Here is a 16,707-nt window from a genome sequence, read left to right on the forward strand (position 1 = left end):
GACTTTCTTTATACATAAAGCTTAGGGCCGGGGAGCCGGTCATCCTTTTTTGATATTCCGGGATTTTTTTCAGTCTTTTTCCCTGCCGGGCGATTCCTTCGTTTTTTAACAGGCCTGAAGGAAGGCTTCTTTTTACTGACGGCAACTTTTGCCGGTTTGTTGATTTCAACAACTTCTTCATTATCTGTGTCATTCGAATGATCTGTTTCATCCATTACTGCAGACTCATCGTCACTGTCACTGGCTCTCATGATAGCCATAAGCTGCGGGAGCGACTTCACAAGCGGGCCGTATTGCTGGACCATAGGACCTACAGTCTGGACTACCTGAACTGCTTTTTGTGCATTCTGGACAAGACCAAGAACAGAATTGATTCCGCCACCGCTGCTGACTGCATTTGTCAAAGAGGCGAGGGGACCCGCTCCCGCAGAGGCTCCGGCACCAGCTGAACTGCCGAATCCACCAAAGCTGCCAAACCCTCCTGCAGAAGACCCGGCTGCCTGTGCTCCTCCTCCAAAAAGCCGGGAGAGTAACCCGCCACCTTGTCTCATTGCAGCCTGCTGCGGCGGGCCGAAAGCAGAGCCGCCAAATGGACCGGCAGCTCCCCGGACCGGAAACATACCAGCTCCCGGACCGGGTCCTCTCATAAAGGGAGAGAAGGACGATTGACTTCCTGGTGGTAAGGGGCGTGGACCAAACATACCTACCAATCCTTTCACATACAATATATTCTCTTATTAGTTATATGCACACGCATTGAATTGGTCTGGGCGGTGGTCTTTTTTATGGAGTTTTTGTATGGGAGGCACACAACCCTGACGTTACAGACTCTTCGTGATCTTTCGAGGACAGGAAGGTAGTGAAGGTTATTACAGTCAACTCCGGATTACCGACCCTGCAGGAGCCCGTCAGAAGCCCTTTTTAAATCATTTGTAAGTGCTGCTGGCGCAGGATACCTTGTCCGTGTTAAAATATATAATTAGTGTATGCTGAGAAACAGTTATTTAGACGCGAAAAATGGAAAAAACAGGTTTGGTACAAATGCCGGACAAGTGTTTTAGGAAAGTAGGAAAAATAAATGAAGCATAATTTTGAACGATTTGAATTAAAGGGTTACATTATCGATGCCCTTATTGAGCAGGGAATTGATCTGCCTATGGAAATTCAGGAAAGGCTTATACCGGCAATCCGGAATGGCTCCGATGTCATAGGACAATCCCAGACAGGAACTGGGAAGACACTTGCCTTTTTACTTCCCATCGTTGACCGTATAAATGAAGACAAACGTCACGTTCAGGCTGTTATTACTGCACCGACCAGGGAACTTGCCCAGCAGCTATATGATGAACTCATGAAAGTACTCTCCCATTCAGAAGGAGCAGTGACTGCGAAGCTTGTGACCGGGGGAACTGACCGTGCAAGAATGGTTGAAAAACTGAAAAAACCTCCTCATATTGTTGTTGGAACACCGGGACGCATAAATGACCTGGTAAAAGATAATGCCCTTGATGTTCATCATGCAGAAATGCTTGTTGTAGACGAAGCTGATCAGATGCTTGATATGGGGTTTATTGAGGATGTGGATCAGGCAGCCTCCCGAATGGGAGATGATCTGCAGATGCTGGTATTCTCGGCTACAATCCCGGAAAAGCTCCAGCCTTTTTTACGTAAATATATGAAGCAGCCCAAACATGTGAAGGTTGAGCCGAAACAGGCATCACCAAAGAAGATAGAACACTGGCTCATTCCAGACCGTGACCGGGACGTTAAAAATCTGGCCGTACAAATAGCAAAAGCCTTTAATCCATTCCTTTGTGTCATTTTTGCTAACTCAAAAGAAATGGTAGATGAAGTGTATCTTGCATTTGCTGAAGCTGGTTTGAACGCTGAAAAGCTGCACGGTGGAATCCCTCCGAGAGACCGTAAAAAGGTGATGAAGAAGCTAAGGGATGCAGAAGTTCAGTATCTTGTAGCTTCGGACCTTGTTGCCCGTGGGATTGATGTAAAGGGAATCAGCCATATCATCAACGCTGAACTTCCGACAGAGCTGGAGTATTATGTACACCGGGTTGGCCGTACCGCGAGAGCAGGTTGGGATGGAATTGCAGCAACGATCATAAACAGAAAAGACCAGCAGTCCATTGAAAAACTTGAATCACAAGGAATCCCATTTATATATAAAGACCTTAAAAAAGACGAATGGGTCGACCTTGAGCAGAAGATGCGCCGGAAACGAATTCAAAACCAGCAGGTGGACAGCGAGATTAAGCTTAAAACACCAAAACCTAAAAAAGTAAAGCCTGGATACAAGAAAAAAGCCAAGCTTCAAGTGGAGCAGGAGCGAAAGCGCCAGCGGAGGCTTGAAACCAAGAGAAATAACCGGGCAAAAAGAAAATAAAGAAAGCAATACAGGGAGAGGATAACATGCTACTCGGATCACACGTTTCCATGAGCGGGAAGAAAATGCTTCTTGCCTCAAGTGAAGAAGCAGCTTCATACGGTGCAACGACATTTATGATCTATACAGGAGCACCTCAGAATACACGGAGAAAGCCGATTGAAGAGCTTAACATTGAAGCGGGCACTGCTCATATGAAAGAAAACGGGATCAGTAATATTATTGTACATGCTCCTTACATCATTAATATCGGCAATTCGCAAAAGCCAGAGACCTTTGAACTTGGCGTCAATTTTCTTAAAAGTGAAATTGACCGTACCGAAGCTATCGGTGCCAAACAGATTGTGCTTCATCCGGGTGCTCACGTTGGTGCCGGAGCGGACAAAGGGATCGAAAAAATAATTGAAGGTCTAAACGAGGTCTTGGATCCTGAACAAGACGTTCAGATTGCCCTTGAAACAATGGCAGGAAAAGGGTCTGAATGCGGCCGGAACTTTGATGAGCTTGCCAGAATTATTGATGGTGTTAATCATAATGAGAAGCTTAGTGTGTGCTTTGACACTTGTCACGTCCACGATGCGGGTTATGATATTGTTAACGATCTCGATGGGGTAATTAATGAATTTGACCGTATTATTGGACTTGACCGATTAAAGGTTCTTCATGTGAACGACAGTAAGAACGAGCGCGGGGCTCTTAAAGACCGTCATGAAAACATCGGATTTGGTCATATCGGCTTTGAAGCACTCACAAAGGTTATTTATCACGATGCTTTTGAAACGGTCCCTAAGATTCTTGAAACTCCTTATGTAGGTACTGATAAAAAGAATAAAAAAGCACCATACCGTTTTGAAATTAACATGATTAAGGAACGAAGTTTTCAGGAAGACTTAAAAGAGAAAATCATGGGTGTGTAATCCAAAGAAAGGCTGGCTTATGAGGAATATCCTTTTAAGTCAGCCTTTTTTGCTGTTCTGTAAATTTAAACTTGAACTCATGGCCAGTTGATATAATCCTTATAGGGTTCAAGCAGTTTTTCTGCTTTTTTATAAAGGGACGGATCAAGGCTTTTTAACTCGTTTTGCAAAGTAATCATATGTTTTGTATTTCCCACGTCTACTGGTTGTTTTTTCAGGATAGCAATAATTTGTTTGGCCTGCCTCACTGTGAGTGGAATTTTATATTGTTTGCTCAGACGCATCAGTTCTTTGACATCCAACTGATTAATCTTCTGATTTACCAACTGCTGAATAAATGGATTCAAAGGGGATTCCCTCCTTTATACACTTCTATTAACGTATGCAGAACAGGTCGTTTCGTTTCATGAATATGAGGCAAAAGCTTTCTGAAAATTTATAAAGAAATTACTGCCATAATATTGTATACTTTGTAATAAAGACTCTTTGAAATAAAACCTGCCATGAAGAAATGGGGGATATCCTGGGCATGGACTGTCATACTCTAATAAAAAACGAAGAAATAATGGAAACCATTGTAGAAATGTCTTCAGAATGGCTGCTCGTCTTCGATGAAAATGACACCCTTGTTTCACTTACCATACCATCTGAAGAGCAGGGAACGATAAACAGTAAAACATTCTTCACATTATTTCATGAGCACGAAGCGGATCGCTTTCACGTTTTTTTAAGGAAGCTCTCAGAGGGTAAAAAAGCATCCAGTGATTATTTTGAAATGACAGTTAACAATCGTGTGCAGCTGATGCATTTTGAAGGTATGGCACTTTCAGAGGGTGTGCTGTTAAAAGGGAAGAAAGTTAAAGAAGAGGCCGGAGACCTGATAGATGTCTTAAAACATATACCGATTCCTTCTTTTACGATTGATGTAGAAGGAAGAGTCCGATCCTGCAACCACCTCTTTATTGATGTATTAAAAACCCTTGACGAACCTCTTAACCCTGACGAACCATATTTAAATGATGACTATTCATTTCACCGGACAATTTCAAAGCTTGCGGATATTGTAAATATGGAAAATCGCAAAGCGGCTGTTGTATTCGAGAAAGAAGAGATACGTCTGACGATTTATGGTCATCTATTATCGCCGACGTTACTGTCTGTCTATATTAAGGATGAAACAGTTGAGCACAGGTTTGAACAACTGCTGACGTATAAGCAGCAGATGGAAAGTGTATCTCAGATAGCGGCGGGAGTCGCACATGAATTGCGTAACCCTCTGTCTGTCATTAAAGGGTTTATTCAGCTTTCCAAGCTGTCCAACAGTTTGAACAAATATTACGAGACCATTTCCTCTGAGATTGACCGGATGAATCTGATTATCGAAGATTTCCTGTCCATGTCGAGAAAAAAAATTGATAAAAAATATGTTCTGCCTTCAGATTTAATGGAGTCCATGCTGATGATTTTCAGGTCTGAGTGTCTTCTGCATGACATTGATTTTCATTTTTCCATAAGAAACTCAAGGCGCTATCTGTATGTGAATGACCAAATGATCAGGCAGGTTTTACTTAATGTGCTTAGAAATTCAATTGAAGCTTACGAAGAAGAAGACAAGGACTGTAAGTTTACGATGCTTACATCAACGTACGGAGACACATATTCTATCGAACTTCAGGATTACGGTCCAGGTATGCCGCCTGATGTCCTGGAAGAAATTTATAAGCCTTTTTTTACTACCAAAGATAAGGGTACAGGTATAGGTATCCCATTATGCAAGAGGATTATCGAGGAGCATAAGGGGACGTTGGATATTGAAAGTGAACCGGGAGAAGGAACGAAAGTAATAATTACTCTTCCCCTTTACGTTGAGATGGAGCCCTGATGCGTTTTTGTTGTTACGTAAAATGACTGTTTCGGAAGGTGGAGATCCCCTTCTGAAGCAGTTTTTTTTATTTATTTCAGGCTTTGCATAAGCCTTTGGAAATACAGTGACATGCTGAGGTGCGAAACTACCTGTCTGAATAAGCGAAAGTCTGCAGTTTAAGATAAATGATTGAAAATTTCTGTTGAGATCTTTATAATTGTACGTAAGAAGAAAAGTTTACTTAGTGCAACTTTTTAATTTGAGTACAACATTTTCGCGCATGGCACACATCCTTAGCGCGTATCATATATTACAGATGATATCTAATATGGACGTTTATCATACTGTGCATAGAAGAGGAGGAAATACACTATGGCTTTACATGACACCATTGATGTGCGGGAGCTGTCCGTGCATTATCACGGCCATCTTGCATTAAAGGATATTAACTTTTCTGTTGATAAAGGCCAGCTTATCGGGATTATCGGACCGAATGGTGCGGGTAAATCCACGCTGATCAAAGCCATACTCGGTTTGGAAAAAGCAAAAGGAAACGTGCGTTTGTTTGGAGAAACGATCAAAACATACCGTAAGCAAATATCCTATGTGCCGCAGAGAAATTCTATTGACTGGGATTTTCCCGTAAGAGTTGAGGACGTAGTCATGATGGGGAGGTTTGCCCATATCCCGTGGTATAAGAGAAGTTCAAGGAAAGACCGGGAAATGGCAAAGGATGCCCTTGAAAAAGTGGGTATGAGTGAGTTCTCAAAACGACAGATTGGAGAACTTTCCGGAGGTCAGCAGCAGCGTGTTTTTATTGCACGTGCTTTGGCGCAGAATGCCGATGTCTTCTTTCTGGATGAACCCTTTGTAGGGATTGATATGAAGTCTGAGGAAATCATTGTCAGGCTTTTGCATCAGCTGCGTGACAGTGGAAAGACGATTTTTGTCGTGCATCATGATCTAAGCAAAGTAGAGAAATATTTTGATCAGCTTATTTTGTTGAATCAGGAGTTAATCTCTGCCGGCTCAGTAAAGGATGTTTACACTCCTGAGTTTTTAAAGCGGGCTTATCAGGGGAGTGCAGCCGTTTTAGATGATAATGAAGGTTTTCTGGTGGTGAGCCAATGATTGAACAGATTTTAAGCTTTTTGGATCAGGTCGCACGGTATCCCTACTTACAAAATGCCATGCTTGCAGCGGTACTCGTAGGGATCATCTGCGGTGTAATTGGCTGCTATATTATCCTAAGAGGCATGGCCCTCATGGGGGACGCTATTTCCCATGCTGTTCTGCCGGGTGTGGTTATTGCCTATATGATCGGCGTCAACTTTTTTATCGGTGCGGTTATTACCGGTGTAATTACTGCTCTTTCAATCGGTTATATTTCACAAAACAGCAGGATAAAAGAAGACTCAGCTATAGGAATCATGTTTACTGCCATGTTTGCCCTTGGGGTGGTTCTGATTACAGCTATGCGTGGCTCAAGTGTTGATTTGTGGCATATTTTATTTGGTAATGTACTCGCTGTTTCCAGAACGGATTTATGGATAACCTTTGGTATCGGGGTATTTGTTCTCCTGGCAGTATTTATTTTTTACCGTCCTCTGCTTCTCAGTACTTTTGATGAAACAATGGCAAAAGCAACCGGACTTCCGGTACAGTTTATTCATTATATGCTCATGCTGCTTCTTTCACTTGTAACAGTAGCGTCGCTGCAGACAGTAGGAATTATCCTCGTTGTTGCTATGCTCATTACACCTGGGGCGACTGCGTACCTTCTAACTGACAGATTTCCGGTTATGCTCGGCCTGTCAGCCTTGTTTGGTGTTATTTCAGCAGTAGTCGGTCTGTTTTTCTCGGTTGTTTACGACGTATCTTCGGGAGCTTCTATTGTTCTGGTCGCTTCAGCTTTATTCTGTCTGGCACTCTTCTTTTCGCCCAGACAGGGAATCGTGTTCAGGTTTTTCCGTTCAGTAAGTGCGAGGCAAAGTTAATGTTTTTAACAGTTGAATATAGGGAAAAGAGATTATCAGACATAGATAGTCTCTTTTATTTTACATAAATTACCAAAAAGGTTCGAAAGGCAGTAATTCAAGCCCGATCATGGACCTGTGTTGGAAAAAGGAGAATAACGGAGATTGATAGAGTAATTCAGAGGTAATCCTTTGTGGAGACAGATGACCTCTGTTTAAAGCCGGGGAAGAAACAATGACCCGTTTGCGAAATTTGTCGAATGGGCGTATTATATACTCTCGTGTAAGAGAGGTTGACTGTTCTCCAAGGAGGGACATTCATTCATGAAAAAAAACCAACGGATAATCTTTATTGCAGCTGCCGCTTTTGTATTACTTGGCGGTACTTCTATTGTACTCGCTTTCCAAAATATTCAAATGCAAGAGCAGGTTGAAGAAATAAAAGCTGAAAAGCAAAAACAAAAAGAGCAGCAGATTCTGGAGGAAGAAATGGGGAGAATGGAGACCTATATCGACACCCTTCCGGACGATTATGAACTGGCAGGTTATGACTCCTGGCAGCGTGCTTCAATTATAGCTGATCATTTATATGAAGACAGTGACGGCAGGTTTAAGGAAGAGTGGGGCACATTTCTTGCACTTGAAGCAGAGAGAAAAAACATTGACCCGTTTCTTGTGTATGAATTGTTAAGAGTTGAAACAGGTGATACTTTTGACCCTGAAACAGTCGGTCCGGAAACCCAGTATGGACATGCTTACGGAATGGCACAGTTTATGAAGAATACCGGTCCCTGGATTGCTGATATGGCAGACCTTCCTTATGAAGACGATCTGCTATTTGACCCGTTTTATTCCATACAATTGTCTGTAGTTTACCTGGAATTCCTGTACAGCCAGTACGAAGACTGGGATTACGCCCTGACCGCGTATCACCGTGGAATTTACGGTATGGAAGCTTACGTTGAAGAACATGGAGATGCAAAAAGCTGGTATGCTGTGGAAATTCAGGAGAATGCAGAAGAAAACCAGCAGTTGGTCACACTGGATTACTAATATTGGCAGCTTTGCATTAGAGAGCGACTCATAAGGTATGCAGCCTTTTAGTCGCTCTCTTTTTCATGACATTTTTATTCCTCTTCTTCCAGGAAGTATTCTGAAGCAAGTTGGTAAAAGGCGAGCTGACTTTGTACAGGTCGTTCATTTTTCTTTCTTTTTATATATTTATACAAGCCATCCTTAGTCTGAATTCGTGCTTTTGTATTATCTTTTAATGTAATATCAAAAATCTCTTTAATTCTTGCTTTGCAATAAGCACTTTCAATCGGGAAAAGAATTTCGATTCTTTTTTCCATATTACGGGTCATCCAGTCTGCAGAAGAAAGATATGTGTTTTCATCTCCATTGTTATAAAAGTAGAAGATCCGACTGTGTTCAAGGAAACGGTCAACGATTGACCTTACTGTAATATTGTCACTCACTCCGGAGATTCCGGGTTTTAAACAGCATATTCCCCGGACGATTAAATCAATCTTTACCCCGGCCTGACTGGCTTCATAAAGCTTTTGTATTATCGTCTTATCGGTCAGTGAGTTCATTTTGGCCAAAATACGGCCGCTTCCGTGATTTTTTTGGTTTTCAATCTCCCGGTCGATAAGTCTGATTAACTGATCGCGGATGCCAAATGGAGATGTATAGATTTTTTTCCACTCCGGTTTACTCCTGAACCCGCTTAAGTGGTTAAAGAAATTGGTGGCATCTTCCCCAAACTCTTCATTACAGGTGATTATTCCTATGTCTGTATACAGCTTAGCGGTAGTATCGTTATAATTTCCTGTACTCAGGTGGACAAACCGTTCAATCTTCCCTTGATTTTGACGAACGATTAAGGTGATTTTACTATGGGTTTTCAGGCCGGTAATACCATAGATGACGTGTACGCCTGACTTCTCAAGTTTTTTAGCCCATTGAATATTGTTTTCTTCGTCAAAGCGTGCTTTGAGCTCCACGAGGACCGTTACTTGCTTCCCACCCTCAGCAGCAGTGGCAAGTGCCTTAATGATAGGAGAATCACCACTTACACGGTAAAGTGTTTGTTTTATGGCAAGTACATCCGGATCATTTGCAGCCTGGGTAATCCAGTCTACGATTGGCTGGAATGACTCATAAGGGTGATGGAATAAGAGATCGTCCTTTAATGCAGCTGAAAATAGATCACCTTCATTGATCAGGTCCAGTGGTGGTTTTGGAATAAGTGTTTCATTGACCAGGTGCTCAAAATAAGGCGCAAGTTGCTGATAAAAGAAAATCAAGAAGGAGAGGTCAATCGGTCCTTTAACTTCGTAAACATCTTCCTGATTAATATCAAGAGCATTTAGTAAAAATATCAGTACTTTTTGCTCCATGTTTCCCGCCTGCATTTCAAGCCTTACAGCAGCTCCGGATTTACGTTTTATCAGTTCTTTTTCAATCTGTCTCAAAAGATCCCGTGCTCCTTCTTCATGAATCGTCAGATCTGCATTTCGTGTGATCCTGAAAGGAGATACGGATTTAACTTTGAAGCCGGTAAACAGACGGTCAATAAAGTGACTTATTACCTCTTCCAGCATAATGAACAGTCTTGTTTTTTCTGTGCCGGACAGCTCAATATAACGGGTTAAAAGAGCTGGCACCTGAACAATTGCCAGCTTCTCGCGTTCACCGCCCAGCACAACTGCCAGGTTTAAACTTTTGTTTAACAGCATAGGAAAGGGACGGCGGGAATCAATGGCTATTGGTGTTAATACAGGAAGAATATACTGGTTAAATTGCTTTTCAATATAAATAAGCTGCTCAGAGGAGAGCTCTTTAATCGTGAGAAACCGGATGTCTTCTTTGTAAAGCTGAGGCTTAATGGTTTCGTTAAACAATTCATATTCTTGTTTTACAAGCTGGTGGTTTGTCATGCTGATTTTTTGAAGCTGTTCTCTTGGTGTTAACCCTGCCTTGTTATCCGGTTTGTTAAATCCAGCTTTGACCTGGTCTTTAAGGCCTGCAACACGTACCATAAAGAACTCATCAAGATTTGTGCTGAAAATCGCAAGGAACTTTAACCGTTCCAGTAAAGGGTTTTGTTCATCAGCCGCTTCTTCCAGAACACGTTTATTAAAAGCAAGCCAGCTTAATTCCCGGTTAATGTAATAAGCCGGGTTGTTTGAATCTGCATTTTTTTTGCCCGTTTTGTCAGATGTATTTTTCATCATCGGCTTTCACCATCCATCATCAATCTTTCTTTAATGACCCGAGTGCAGCAAACGAAAGTAAAGCAAGTTTTAGGGGCGTGGTACTATTGCCCGGTGTTTTCAGCAGTTTTTAAGAGAGAATATCAATTTTTATCCCAAATGCACGCTCAACATGTTTTTTATATTTCTGTGCATGAAACTCCTCGAAGTAAGCTTCTTTTCTTTTTTCAAGTTTTAAGTGGAGCACGTCTTTACTGTCTGAAGGAGCAAGAAGCACTTTTTCAACCGATCCTTGTTTAGACCGGTCCAGTCCGTAGGCAAGCCTTAAAATGGCACCGAGCTTTTCGTAACGGGAAAACTCATCCTCTTTAATCCAGTGTCTGAAGGGAGATGCATACTGATTCAAAAGAGAACGGTTACGAAAAGATGCGAGAAGGGCTACACCGAGCCTTTTGCCATGAGAGAGACCGTCGATGGACTGATTAGTAAGGAGGTAAAAGGTGTGCTGTGATCTCGACTCCGGATGGATTGATTCTCCGATATAAAAAACCCTGGCCGCCAGCTGAAGGAGATGTATATCCTCATGGCTGGCCGGTTCTCCTGTATGTTCATTAAGTGTATGTGCCAGGTAGGTGGCAAGAACAGAGATCCGCTTCTGGTGATCATAGTCAAGATTATAATTACGGCTTAACTGGTAAAAACTTTCTTCTGTTACATTTGGAAAGACCTCTATTCCTATTTCTTTTAACAGGGTTTCGAAAAACACACCTTCTCTCAGGCCTTTGCTGCTTACCACATATTGTTGGGACCCGGTGTATTCAATGAGAGTCTGAATAACAACGATAGCCGGCAGAATAATATCGGCTCTGTCTTTAGAAAGGCCATCCACCTGCTGGCGCTTTTTCAGTGTCATGGATTCCAGTCTTTCATAAACAGAAACCACATCTTTTAATGTCATTTCAAATTGATGGAGTCCTGAGAGGGGATAGTCTATACTATGCTGATGAACGAGAGCAAGATTTCTTGCGCTTCCCCCGATCCCGATTACAGGACCGGCAGCCTCTTTAAGCCAGGGGAGAGAGTCGAATGATTGAAGTAAAAACCGGCTGAGTTTTTTTGTTTCTGAGGGGAGGGGAGAGTCGCCTTCAAGAAAGTTCTGTTTCAGGGTCAATGCCCCAAAAGGAAAGCTGTGGTAATGTTTTAATTTTCGGTCTTTAAAAATGGTGATTTCTGTACTTCCGCCTCCAATATCTACGGTAATTCCAGTGCCGATATCAGTAGAGTTTACAACAGCAAGGTAGCCGTAACAGGCTTCTTTTTTTTCTGAAATAACATCAAATGTCATTTCAGTATAGCCTTTGAGGAGCTTTTCAATTTCCGGACGGTTTGATGCGTTTCGCACGGCAGCAGTGGCAACTCCGCGTATTTCACTAACATTGTACCGGTCAAGTACAGAGCAAAAACGGTCCAGAGTTTCCTTAATTATATTCATTCCTTTATTTGAAAGGCTTCCGTCATTCATTATATGAGAGCTTAAACGGGCAACGACTTTCAGGTTTTGAATTTCCCGGTAACACCGGTCTTCATTAATTTCGAAAATAACAAGACGAATGGAGTTCGAGCCCAAATCGATAATGGCTGTTTGTTTATGCATTTCAACACGTCCTTAAAAGGTAGGATTCTGCTCTTCATTATAAACGTTTTTATCTTGAAAAACGACTGAGCCCCGCCCCGGTGCTGTAATGTTTACAAACATAAACCCCTCATGTATACTACTGGAAGGAATAAATCGTAATCGTTCTTAAGGAACAGCGATAAAGGGCTGTGGATACTATGGACAAAAAGCAATCAATTATAGAAATAAACAACCTCTCATTTGCCTATAATGGGCGTAATGTGCTTGAAGATATTAATTTGTCGATTAAACCGGGATCCTTTCTTGGGCTTGTCGGTCCGAATGGATCGGGGAAGTCGACGTTAATCAAATGCCTTTTAGGGCTTTTGAATCCTGAACAAGGGGAAATCCGCCTGTTCGGTGAAAAGCTTGGACGCTTTCATAAATGGGAGGACATCGGTTTTGTGAGTCAAAAGGCGAACAGTTTTAACAGTGGATTCCCTGCAACGGTTTTTGAAGTTGTTTCCATGGGGCTGTACGGGAAGGTAGGGCTTTTTCGATTTTTAACCAAAAAGCATAAAGAAAAGGTAAGAGAAGCGATTGAACAAGTAGAGATGGAAGAGTTTATGCACAAAAATATCGGCCAGCTTTCCGGTGGTCAGCAGCAGCGGGTATTTATTGCCCGGGCATTAGTCAGTGAGCCGAAACTGTTAATTCTAGATGAACCGACTGTAGGTGTGGATGCCAAAAGTGTGAAGCGCTTCTACACGATGCTTAAGGACTTAAATCGCAATAAAGGCATTACCCTTGTTCTTGTTACCCATGATATTGGAGCGATGACTGAATATGTGACGGATGTAGCCTGCTTAAATAAACACCTCCACTTCCATGGTGACACGGAAGAGTATGAGGAGCAGGAAGATGATATGATGTCCAGAATGTACGGTCATGACGTCCAGATTATTACACACAACCATGACCCCCACCATGATCATTCCGCTGATGGAGGTCGTGAGTCTTGATCAGCGTATTTTTTCAGTATGACTTTTTAAAATATGCCTTGTATACGGGACTTATGGTTGGTTTTCTTGCACCGTTTCTTGGTGTCTTTCTTGTGGTAAGGCGCTTATCCCTTATAGCTGACGCCTTGTCGCATATTACGTTATCCGGTATAGCATTCAGTCTTTTACTCGGAAGGTATTACGGTTTTTTTGCCGGTTTAAACCCTATTTATATGGGAGCAGCCTTTTCTGTCGGCGGGGCCTTGATGATTGAGAGGCTCCGGACCGTTTATGTATACTACAAAGAGCTGGCTATTCCTATCATCTTATCTGCCGGGATCGGGATCGGTGTTGTGTTTATCAGCCTGGCAAATGGATTTAATAATGATTTGTTTAACTACCTCTTCGGAAGCGTAGTGGCTGTGAGCCGGTCGGATTTTCATTTGATTATTGCTATAACGGCTATTGTTACTCTTTTACTTATTCTGTTCTATAAAGAGCTGTTCTTCCTCAGTTTTGACGAAGATCAGGCCGTAGTAGCAGGAATCCCACGGCGCTTTTTGCACGTTTTGTTTATTATCATGGTCGCCCTTGTTATTGCTGCTTCAATGAGGGTAGTGGGAATTTTGCTCGTATCTTCATTAATGACACTTCCTGTAGCTGCAGCCATGCGGCTTGCCAGAGGCTTTAAACAGATGTTTATCTACGCCGTCCTGTTTGGGGAAATATCTGTCATTACCGGCCTTGTAAGTGCGTTTCATCTGGATCTGGCTCCAGGAGGGACGATCGTTATTGTTAACGTTATAATTTTATTAGTGGTTGTGCTGCTCACTCGAAAACGGGTGTAAAAGGTGTGTAAATGATGGAACTATTACAGCAACTTACGTTCTTGGAACGGGGCATTCTTGCCGGTTTGATTATCGGGTTTGTCTGCCCGCTCCTCGGGGCATTTTTACTTGTTAGAAGAATTACAATAATTTCAGAAGCTTTATCCCATATTACTTTAACAGGAATTGCTGCAGGGGTCTTTTTAAGCCAGTCTGCATTATGGCTGGGCTTTATTAATCCACTTTATACAGGGCTTGTTTTCTCTCTTGCCGGTTCTTTGCTTGTGGAAAAATTAAGACAGATATACAAGCATTTTCAGGAGCTTGCTATACCAATTATTTTATCGTCGGGAATTGGTATTGGTGCCATTTTAATCAGCCTTTCCCAAGGGTCCTATAACGAGTGGTACAATTATTTGTTCGGCAGCATTGTCACTGTAAGCCTCGGAGATCTTGGGTTTATCTTTTTTACGGGACTTCTTGCATTAACGATTCTTATTATGTTTTATAAAGAACTGCTGTCTATCTCATTTGACCAGGAGTTTGCAAAAACATCCGGCATAGGGGTGCGGCGGATTAACTTTTTCTTTTCCCTTCTCATTGCACTTGTGATTTCAATGTCAATGAAAGTCGTGGGGATCTTACTTGTCGGTGCCATGGTTACTCTTCCTGTTGCAGCAAGTATTCAACTGGCGAAAAGTTTTCGTCAGGTTGTCATTCTCGGCATTGTGTTCGGTGAACTGGCAATGATCGGAGGAATCTTTTTTTCTTATCATCTGAATGTGGCAACAGGCGGGATGATTGTTGTAACAGGTGTCGTTTTACTTCTTGCTGCTGTTGTATTGAAACGGTTCAGAACCGGGTTAGCATAAAACGGGAGGGTATACGAGTATGGATGTAAAAGAAGCGTTAACGATTATGAAGGATAAAGGGTACAAATATACGGATAAACGTGAAGATATTCTTACTTTGTTTTCTGACGAAAAACGGTATCTGGCAGCGAAGGATGTCCTCGCATCTTTACAAGCCAGATATTCGGGATTGAGTTTTGATACGATTTACCGTAACTTATCTCTGTTTACGGAGTTGGGGATTTTGGAGGAAACGGAACTCGAAGGCGAAAAAAAATTCCGGTTTGCCTGTTCCACCTCTGATCATCATCACCACCTGATTTGTGTGGATTGCGGTAAGACAAAGCATATTCATAATTGCCCGATGGATGCTATAGAAGATGATGCGGATGGTTTTAAAATCACAGGACATAAATTTGAGATATACGGATATTGCGGGGAATGTGGGGAGAAGCGCGCATAGTGGAGAGCACCGCCTTTTGGGCGGTGTTTTTGTGTGGATTTTTAGTTTGAGTGGTTTGTTTTTTGGATGGATTTTTTACTTTTCGCAGTTTATTTTTCAGGGTTAGAGTTTTATTTTTCAGTTTCGCTAGTTTATTTTTCAATTGTGCTTTTGAACAGCTGATTAAAATCATAAATACGCTTTTTCGTACCCAAATATGGGGAACAGCTAATCTTTGCAACAGCCTTGTTAATTTAGAACCATTTGTAAACCGTGAGAAGCTTCAGAGGTATGTTACGAGGCTTTCGTATCAAAATCATCATCCTTTCTGCAAACGTATATTCGGCTTGAGTGTTAAAAATCCTTCAAAACAAAAAAAGCCGGTACAGGGTCCGGCTTTTTTTATCACTGATATTCCTGCATCTCTTATCAAAATAAATGCTACGCTAAAATTAATTCCTTATTCAAATAAATTGCGGACAGTCTGTCTGGCTTCCTGCCAGCTGTTAACCCGATGCACAAGCTTTGGGACAGGGTCCTGATTGTATGGTGTATTCATAAGCACCACAGGAATATCGCACTCCTCGGCAATGTTTACAGCATTGTCGTGTTTGTCTTCAAAAAAAGCATGAACGCGGTGCTTTTTAACAGCTCCGATTTTATCGTGCTTTCCAATAAGCTCTATGTGGTGGTAGGGTAGTTTATTCGTATCGAACCAGTCCTTTGTAAGCTCGGAAAAGCGGCTGTTTCTGGCACTGATGTAAAAAAGCTCGTGTTTTCTTTCCCACTCCAGAAGGGTTTTTTTAGCTTCTGCAGCAAGCTTAGCCTCAGAGTAGAGGTTTCCTTCATGCTTTTGCATCCACGTCCAGAAATCCTCTTTACTGATTCCCAGGACATTACTTAAATCATACTCCGTGATATCATCCAGTGTCAGTTCACGTTTAAAATGTTCGTTCAAAGCCGGAATAAACGTTGCCGGATCCGTAATCGTACCATCAATATCAATGCCAAACCTGTATAAATTCTTCATATTTACTTAGAACACCTTCCTATCTCCAGTATTTACACACAATTGTGCGGGGTCAGACCCCCGGGCTCGTCACATACTATGGTTACGTCCGAATGATAAAAGGGGGAGAACCATGGACGAACGCAACAAGCGAGAGCGTGATTTGCGTCTTGTGGAAGAAGAACGAGACGATTTTAATGAACGGGAAGCCGATCAGGAGTATGACCGCGAATACCGTGAAGAAACGGCTGCTGAGGTAGCACCGGATGCCCGGCTGACGGATACGGCCGCTGATAATGACGGAGAAGCGGATTATACGGAAGACGCAACAGAAGGCAAGGGCTTAGGCGCAATTGCTGTAGCCTTGGCTATTGTCAGCTTGTTTTTCCTGCCTGTCATTTTAGGGGCAGCGGCAATCGTAATGGGCTTTATCACCCGTGCCAAGGGGCATGCCGGTCTCGGATATACGGCAATTGGTATCGGAGCCTTCTCAATCATTATCAGTTTGTTTTTGTCACCGTTCTTTTAACCGCAAAACCCTTAAAACTCCAGATGAAAGGCGCACACTCAAACGTGTGCGCCTTTCGTT

At 42.3% G+C, this 16,707-nt stretch carries 16 protein-coding genes; 11 read left to right on the forward strand and 5 right to left on the reverse strand.

Features of this window, described 5'->3' with window-relative positions; all coding sequences use genetic code 11:
* Positions 1-8: 8 nt before the first annotated feature.
* Entirely contained in the window at positions 9-620 is a 612-nt protein-coding gene (gene vrrA / locus EBO34_RS02690; protein ID WP_183163682.1) for a VrrA/YqfQ family protein, read from the reverse strand.
* A gap of 458 nt (positions 621-1,078) precedes the next feature.
* Between vrrA and EBO34_RS02695 the strand changes: the two genes are divergently transcribed.
* Both EBO34_RS02695 and EBO34_RS02700 read left to right on the forward strand, forming a co-directional pair.
* On the forward strand, positions 1,079-2,398 hold the full coding sequence (locus EBO34_RS02695) for a DEAD/DEAH box helicase (RefSeq protein WP_122896412.1): 1,320 nt from the start codon (positions 1,079-1,081) through the stop codon (positions 2,396-2,398).
* A gap of 26 nt (positions 2,399-2,424) precedes the next feature.
* Positions 2,425-3,315, forward strand: coding sequence for a deoxyribonuclease IV (locus EBO34_RS02700; protein WP_122896413.1), 891 nt, complete (start codon positions 2,425-2,427; stop codon positions 3,313-3,315).
* A 77-nt stretch (positions 3,316-3,392) separates the two neighbouring features.
* Here the strand turns inward: EBO34_RS02700 and EBO34_RS02705 are convergent, their stop codons facing one another.
* Positions 3,393-3,662 (reverse strand): DUF2624 family protein, encoded by a 270-nt coding sequence (locus EBO34_RS02705; RefSeq protein WP_122896414.1) that lies wholly within the window; start codon positions 3,660-3,662, stop codon positions 3,393-3,395.
* Between the two features lie 182 nt (positions 3,663-3,844).
* On the opposite strand from EBO34_RS02705, the gene EBO34_RS02710 reads away from it, so the two are divergent.
* The 4 genes from EBO34_RS02710 to EBO34_RS02725 all read left to right on the forward strand — a co-directional run bounded on the left by EBO34_RS02710 (position 3,845) and on the right by EBO34_RS02725 (position 8,208).
* Positions 3,845-5,197 (forward strand): two-component system sensor histidine kinase NtrB, encoded by a 1,353-nt coding sequence (locus EBO34_RS02710; protein WP_183163683.1) that lies wholly within the window; start codon positions 3,845-3,847, stop codon positions 5,195-5,197.
* Positions 5,198-5,551: 354 nt separating this feature from the next.
* Entirely contained in the window at positions 5,552-6,310 is a 759-nt protein-coding gene (locus EBO34_RS02715; protein WP_122896416.1) for a metal ABC transporter ATP-binding protein, read from the forward strand.
* Positions 6,307-7,176, forward strand: coding sequence for a metal ABC transporter permease (locus EBO34_RS02720; protein WP_122896417.1), 870 nt, complete (start codon positions 6,307-6,309; stop codon positions 7,174-7,176). The genes EBO34_RS02715 and EBO34_RS02720 overlap by 4 nt, the downstream gene beginning before the upstream one ends.
* Positions 7,177-7,479: 303 nt before the next feature.
* Positions 7,480-8,208, forward strand: coding sequence for a transglycosylase SLT domain-containing protein (locus tag EBO34_RS02725; RefSeq protein WP_122896418.1), 729 nt, complete (start codon positions 7,480-7,482; stop codon positions 8,206-8,208).
* A gap of 74 nt (positions 8,209-8,282) precedes the next feature.
* Here EBO34_RS02725 and EBO34_RS02730 read toward each other — a convergent pair whose 3' ends face one another.
* On the reverse strand, positions 8,283-10,394 hold the full coding sequence (locus EBO34_RS02730) for an RNA degradosome polyphosphate kinase (protein WP_283234575.1): 2,112 nt from the start codon (positions 10,392-10,394) through the stop codon (positions 8,283-8,285).
* Between the two features lie 109 nt (positions 10,395-10,503).
* Positions 10,504-12,027, reverse strand: coding sequence for a Ppx/GppA phosphatase family protein (locus EBO34_RS02735; RefSeq protein WP_122896419.1), 1,524 nt, complete (start codon positions 12,025-12,027; stop codon positions 10,504-10,506).
* A gap of 179 nt (positions 12,028-12,206) precedes the next feature.
* Between EBO34_RS02735 and EBO34_RS02740 the strand changes: the two genes are divergently transcribed.
* From EBO34_RS02740 to EBO34_RS02755, 4 genes are read left to right on the forward strand one after another with little or no spacing between them, the layout of a single operon-like run.
* Positions 12,207-13,010, forward strand: a complete 804-nt coding sequence (locus EBO34_RS02740; RefSeq protein ID WP_122896420.1) for a metal ABC transporter ATP-binding protein — start codon at positions 12,207-12,209, stop codon at positions 13,008-13,010.
* The gene (locus tag EBO34_RS02745; protein ID WP_122896421.1) at positions 13,007-13,837 is read left to right on the forward strand and encodes a metal ABC transporter permease; all 831 of its coding nucleotides are present in this window, start codon (positions 13,007-13,009) and stop codon (positions 13,835-13,837) included. Before EBO34_RS02740 ends, EBO34_RS02745 begins: the two co-directional genes overlap by 4 nt.
* 14 nt (positions 13,838-13,851) lie before the next feature.
* Entirely contained in the window at positions 13,852-14,688 is an 837-nt protein-coding gene (locus EBO34_RS02750; protein ID WP_122896422.1) for a metal ABC transporter permease, read from the forward strand.
* Positions 14,689-14,707: 19 nt separating this feature from the next.
* Positions 14,708-15,130 (forward strand): Fur family transcriptional regulator, encoded by a 423-nt coding sequence (locus EBO34_RS02755; protein ID WP_122896423.1) that lies wholly within the window; start codon positions 14,708-14,710, stop codon positions 15,128-15,130.
* Between the two features lie 439 nt (positions 15,131-15,569).
* Here the strand turns inward: EBO34_RS02755 and EBO34_RS02760 are convergent, their stop codons facing one another.
* Positions 15,570-16,139 carry a 5' nucleotidase, NT5C type gene (locus tag EBO34_RS02760; RefSeq protein ID WP_122896424.1) on the reverse strand — a complete coding sequence of 190 codons (570 nt, stop codon included), beginning with the start codon at positions 16,137-16,139 and terminating at the stop codon, positions 15,570-15,572.
* A 112-nt stretch (positions 16,140-16,251) separates the two neighbouring features.
* On the opposite strand from EBO34_RS02760, the gene EBO34_RS02765 reads away from it, so the two are divergent.
* The gene (locus tag EBO34_RS02765) at positions 16,252-16,647 is read left to right on the forward strand and encodes a DUF308 domain-containing protein (RefSeq protein ID WP_122896425.1); all 396 of its coding nucleotides are present in this window, start codon (positions 16,252-16,254) and stop codon (positions 16,645-16,647) included.
* Positions 16,648-16,707: the final 60 nt, after the last annotated feature.

It is taken from the genome of Alteribacter keqinensis, from assembly GCF_003710255.1.
GTDB classification, from domain to species: Bacteria; Bacillota; Bacilli; order Bacillales; family Salisediminibacteriaceae; genus Alteribacter; species Alteribacter keqinensis.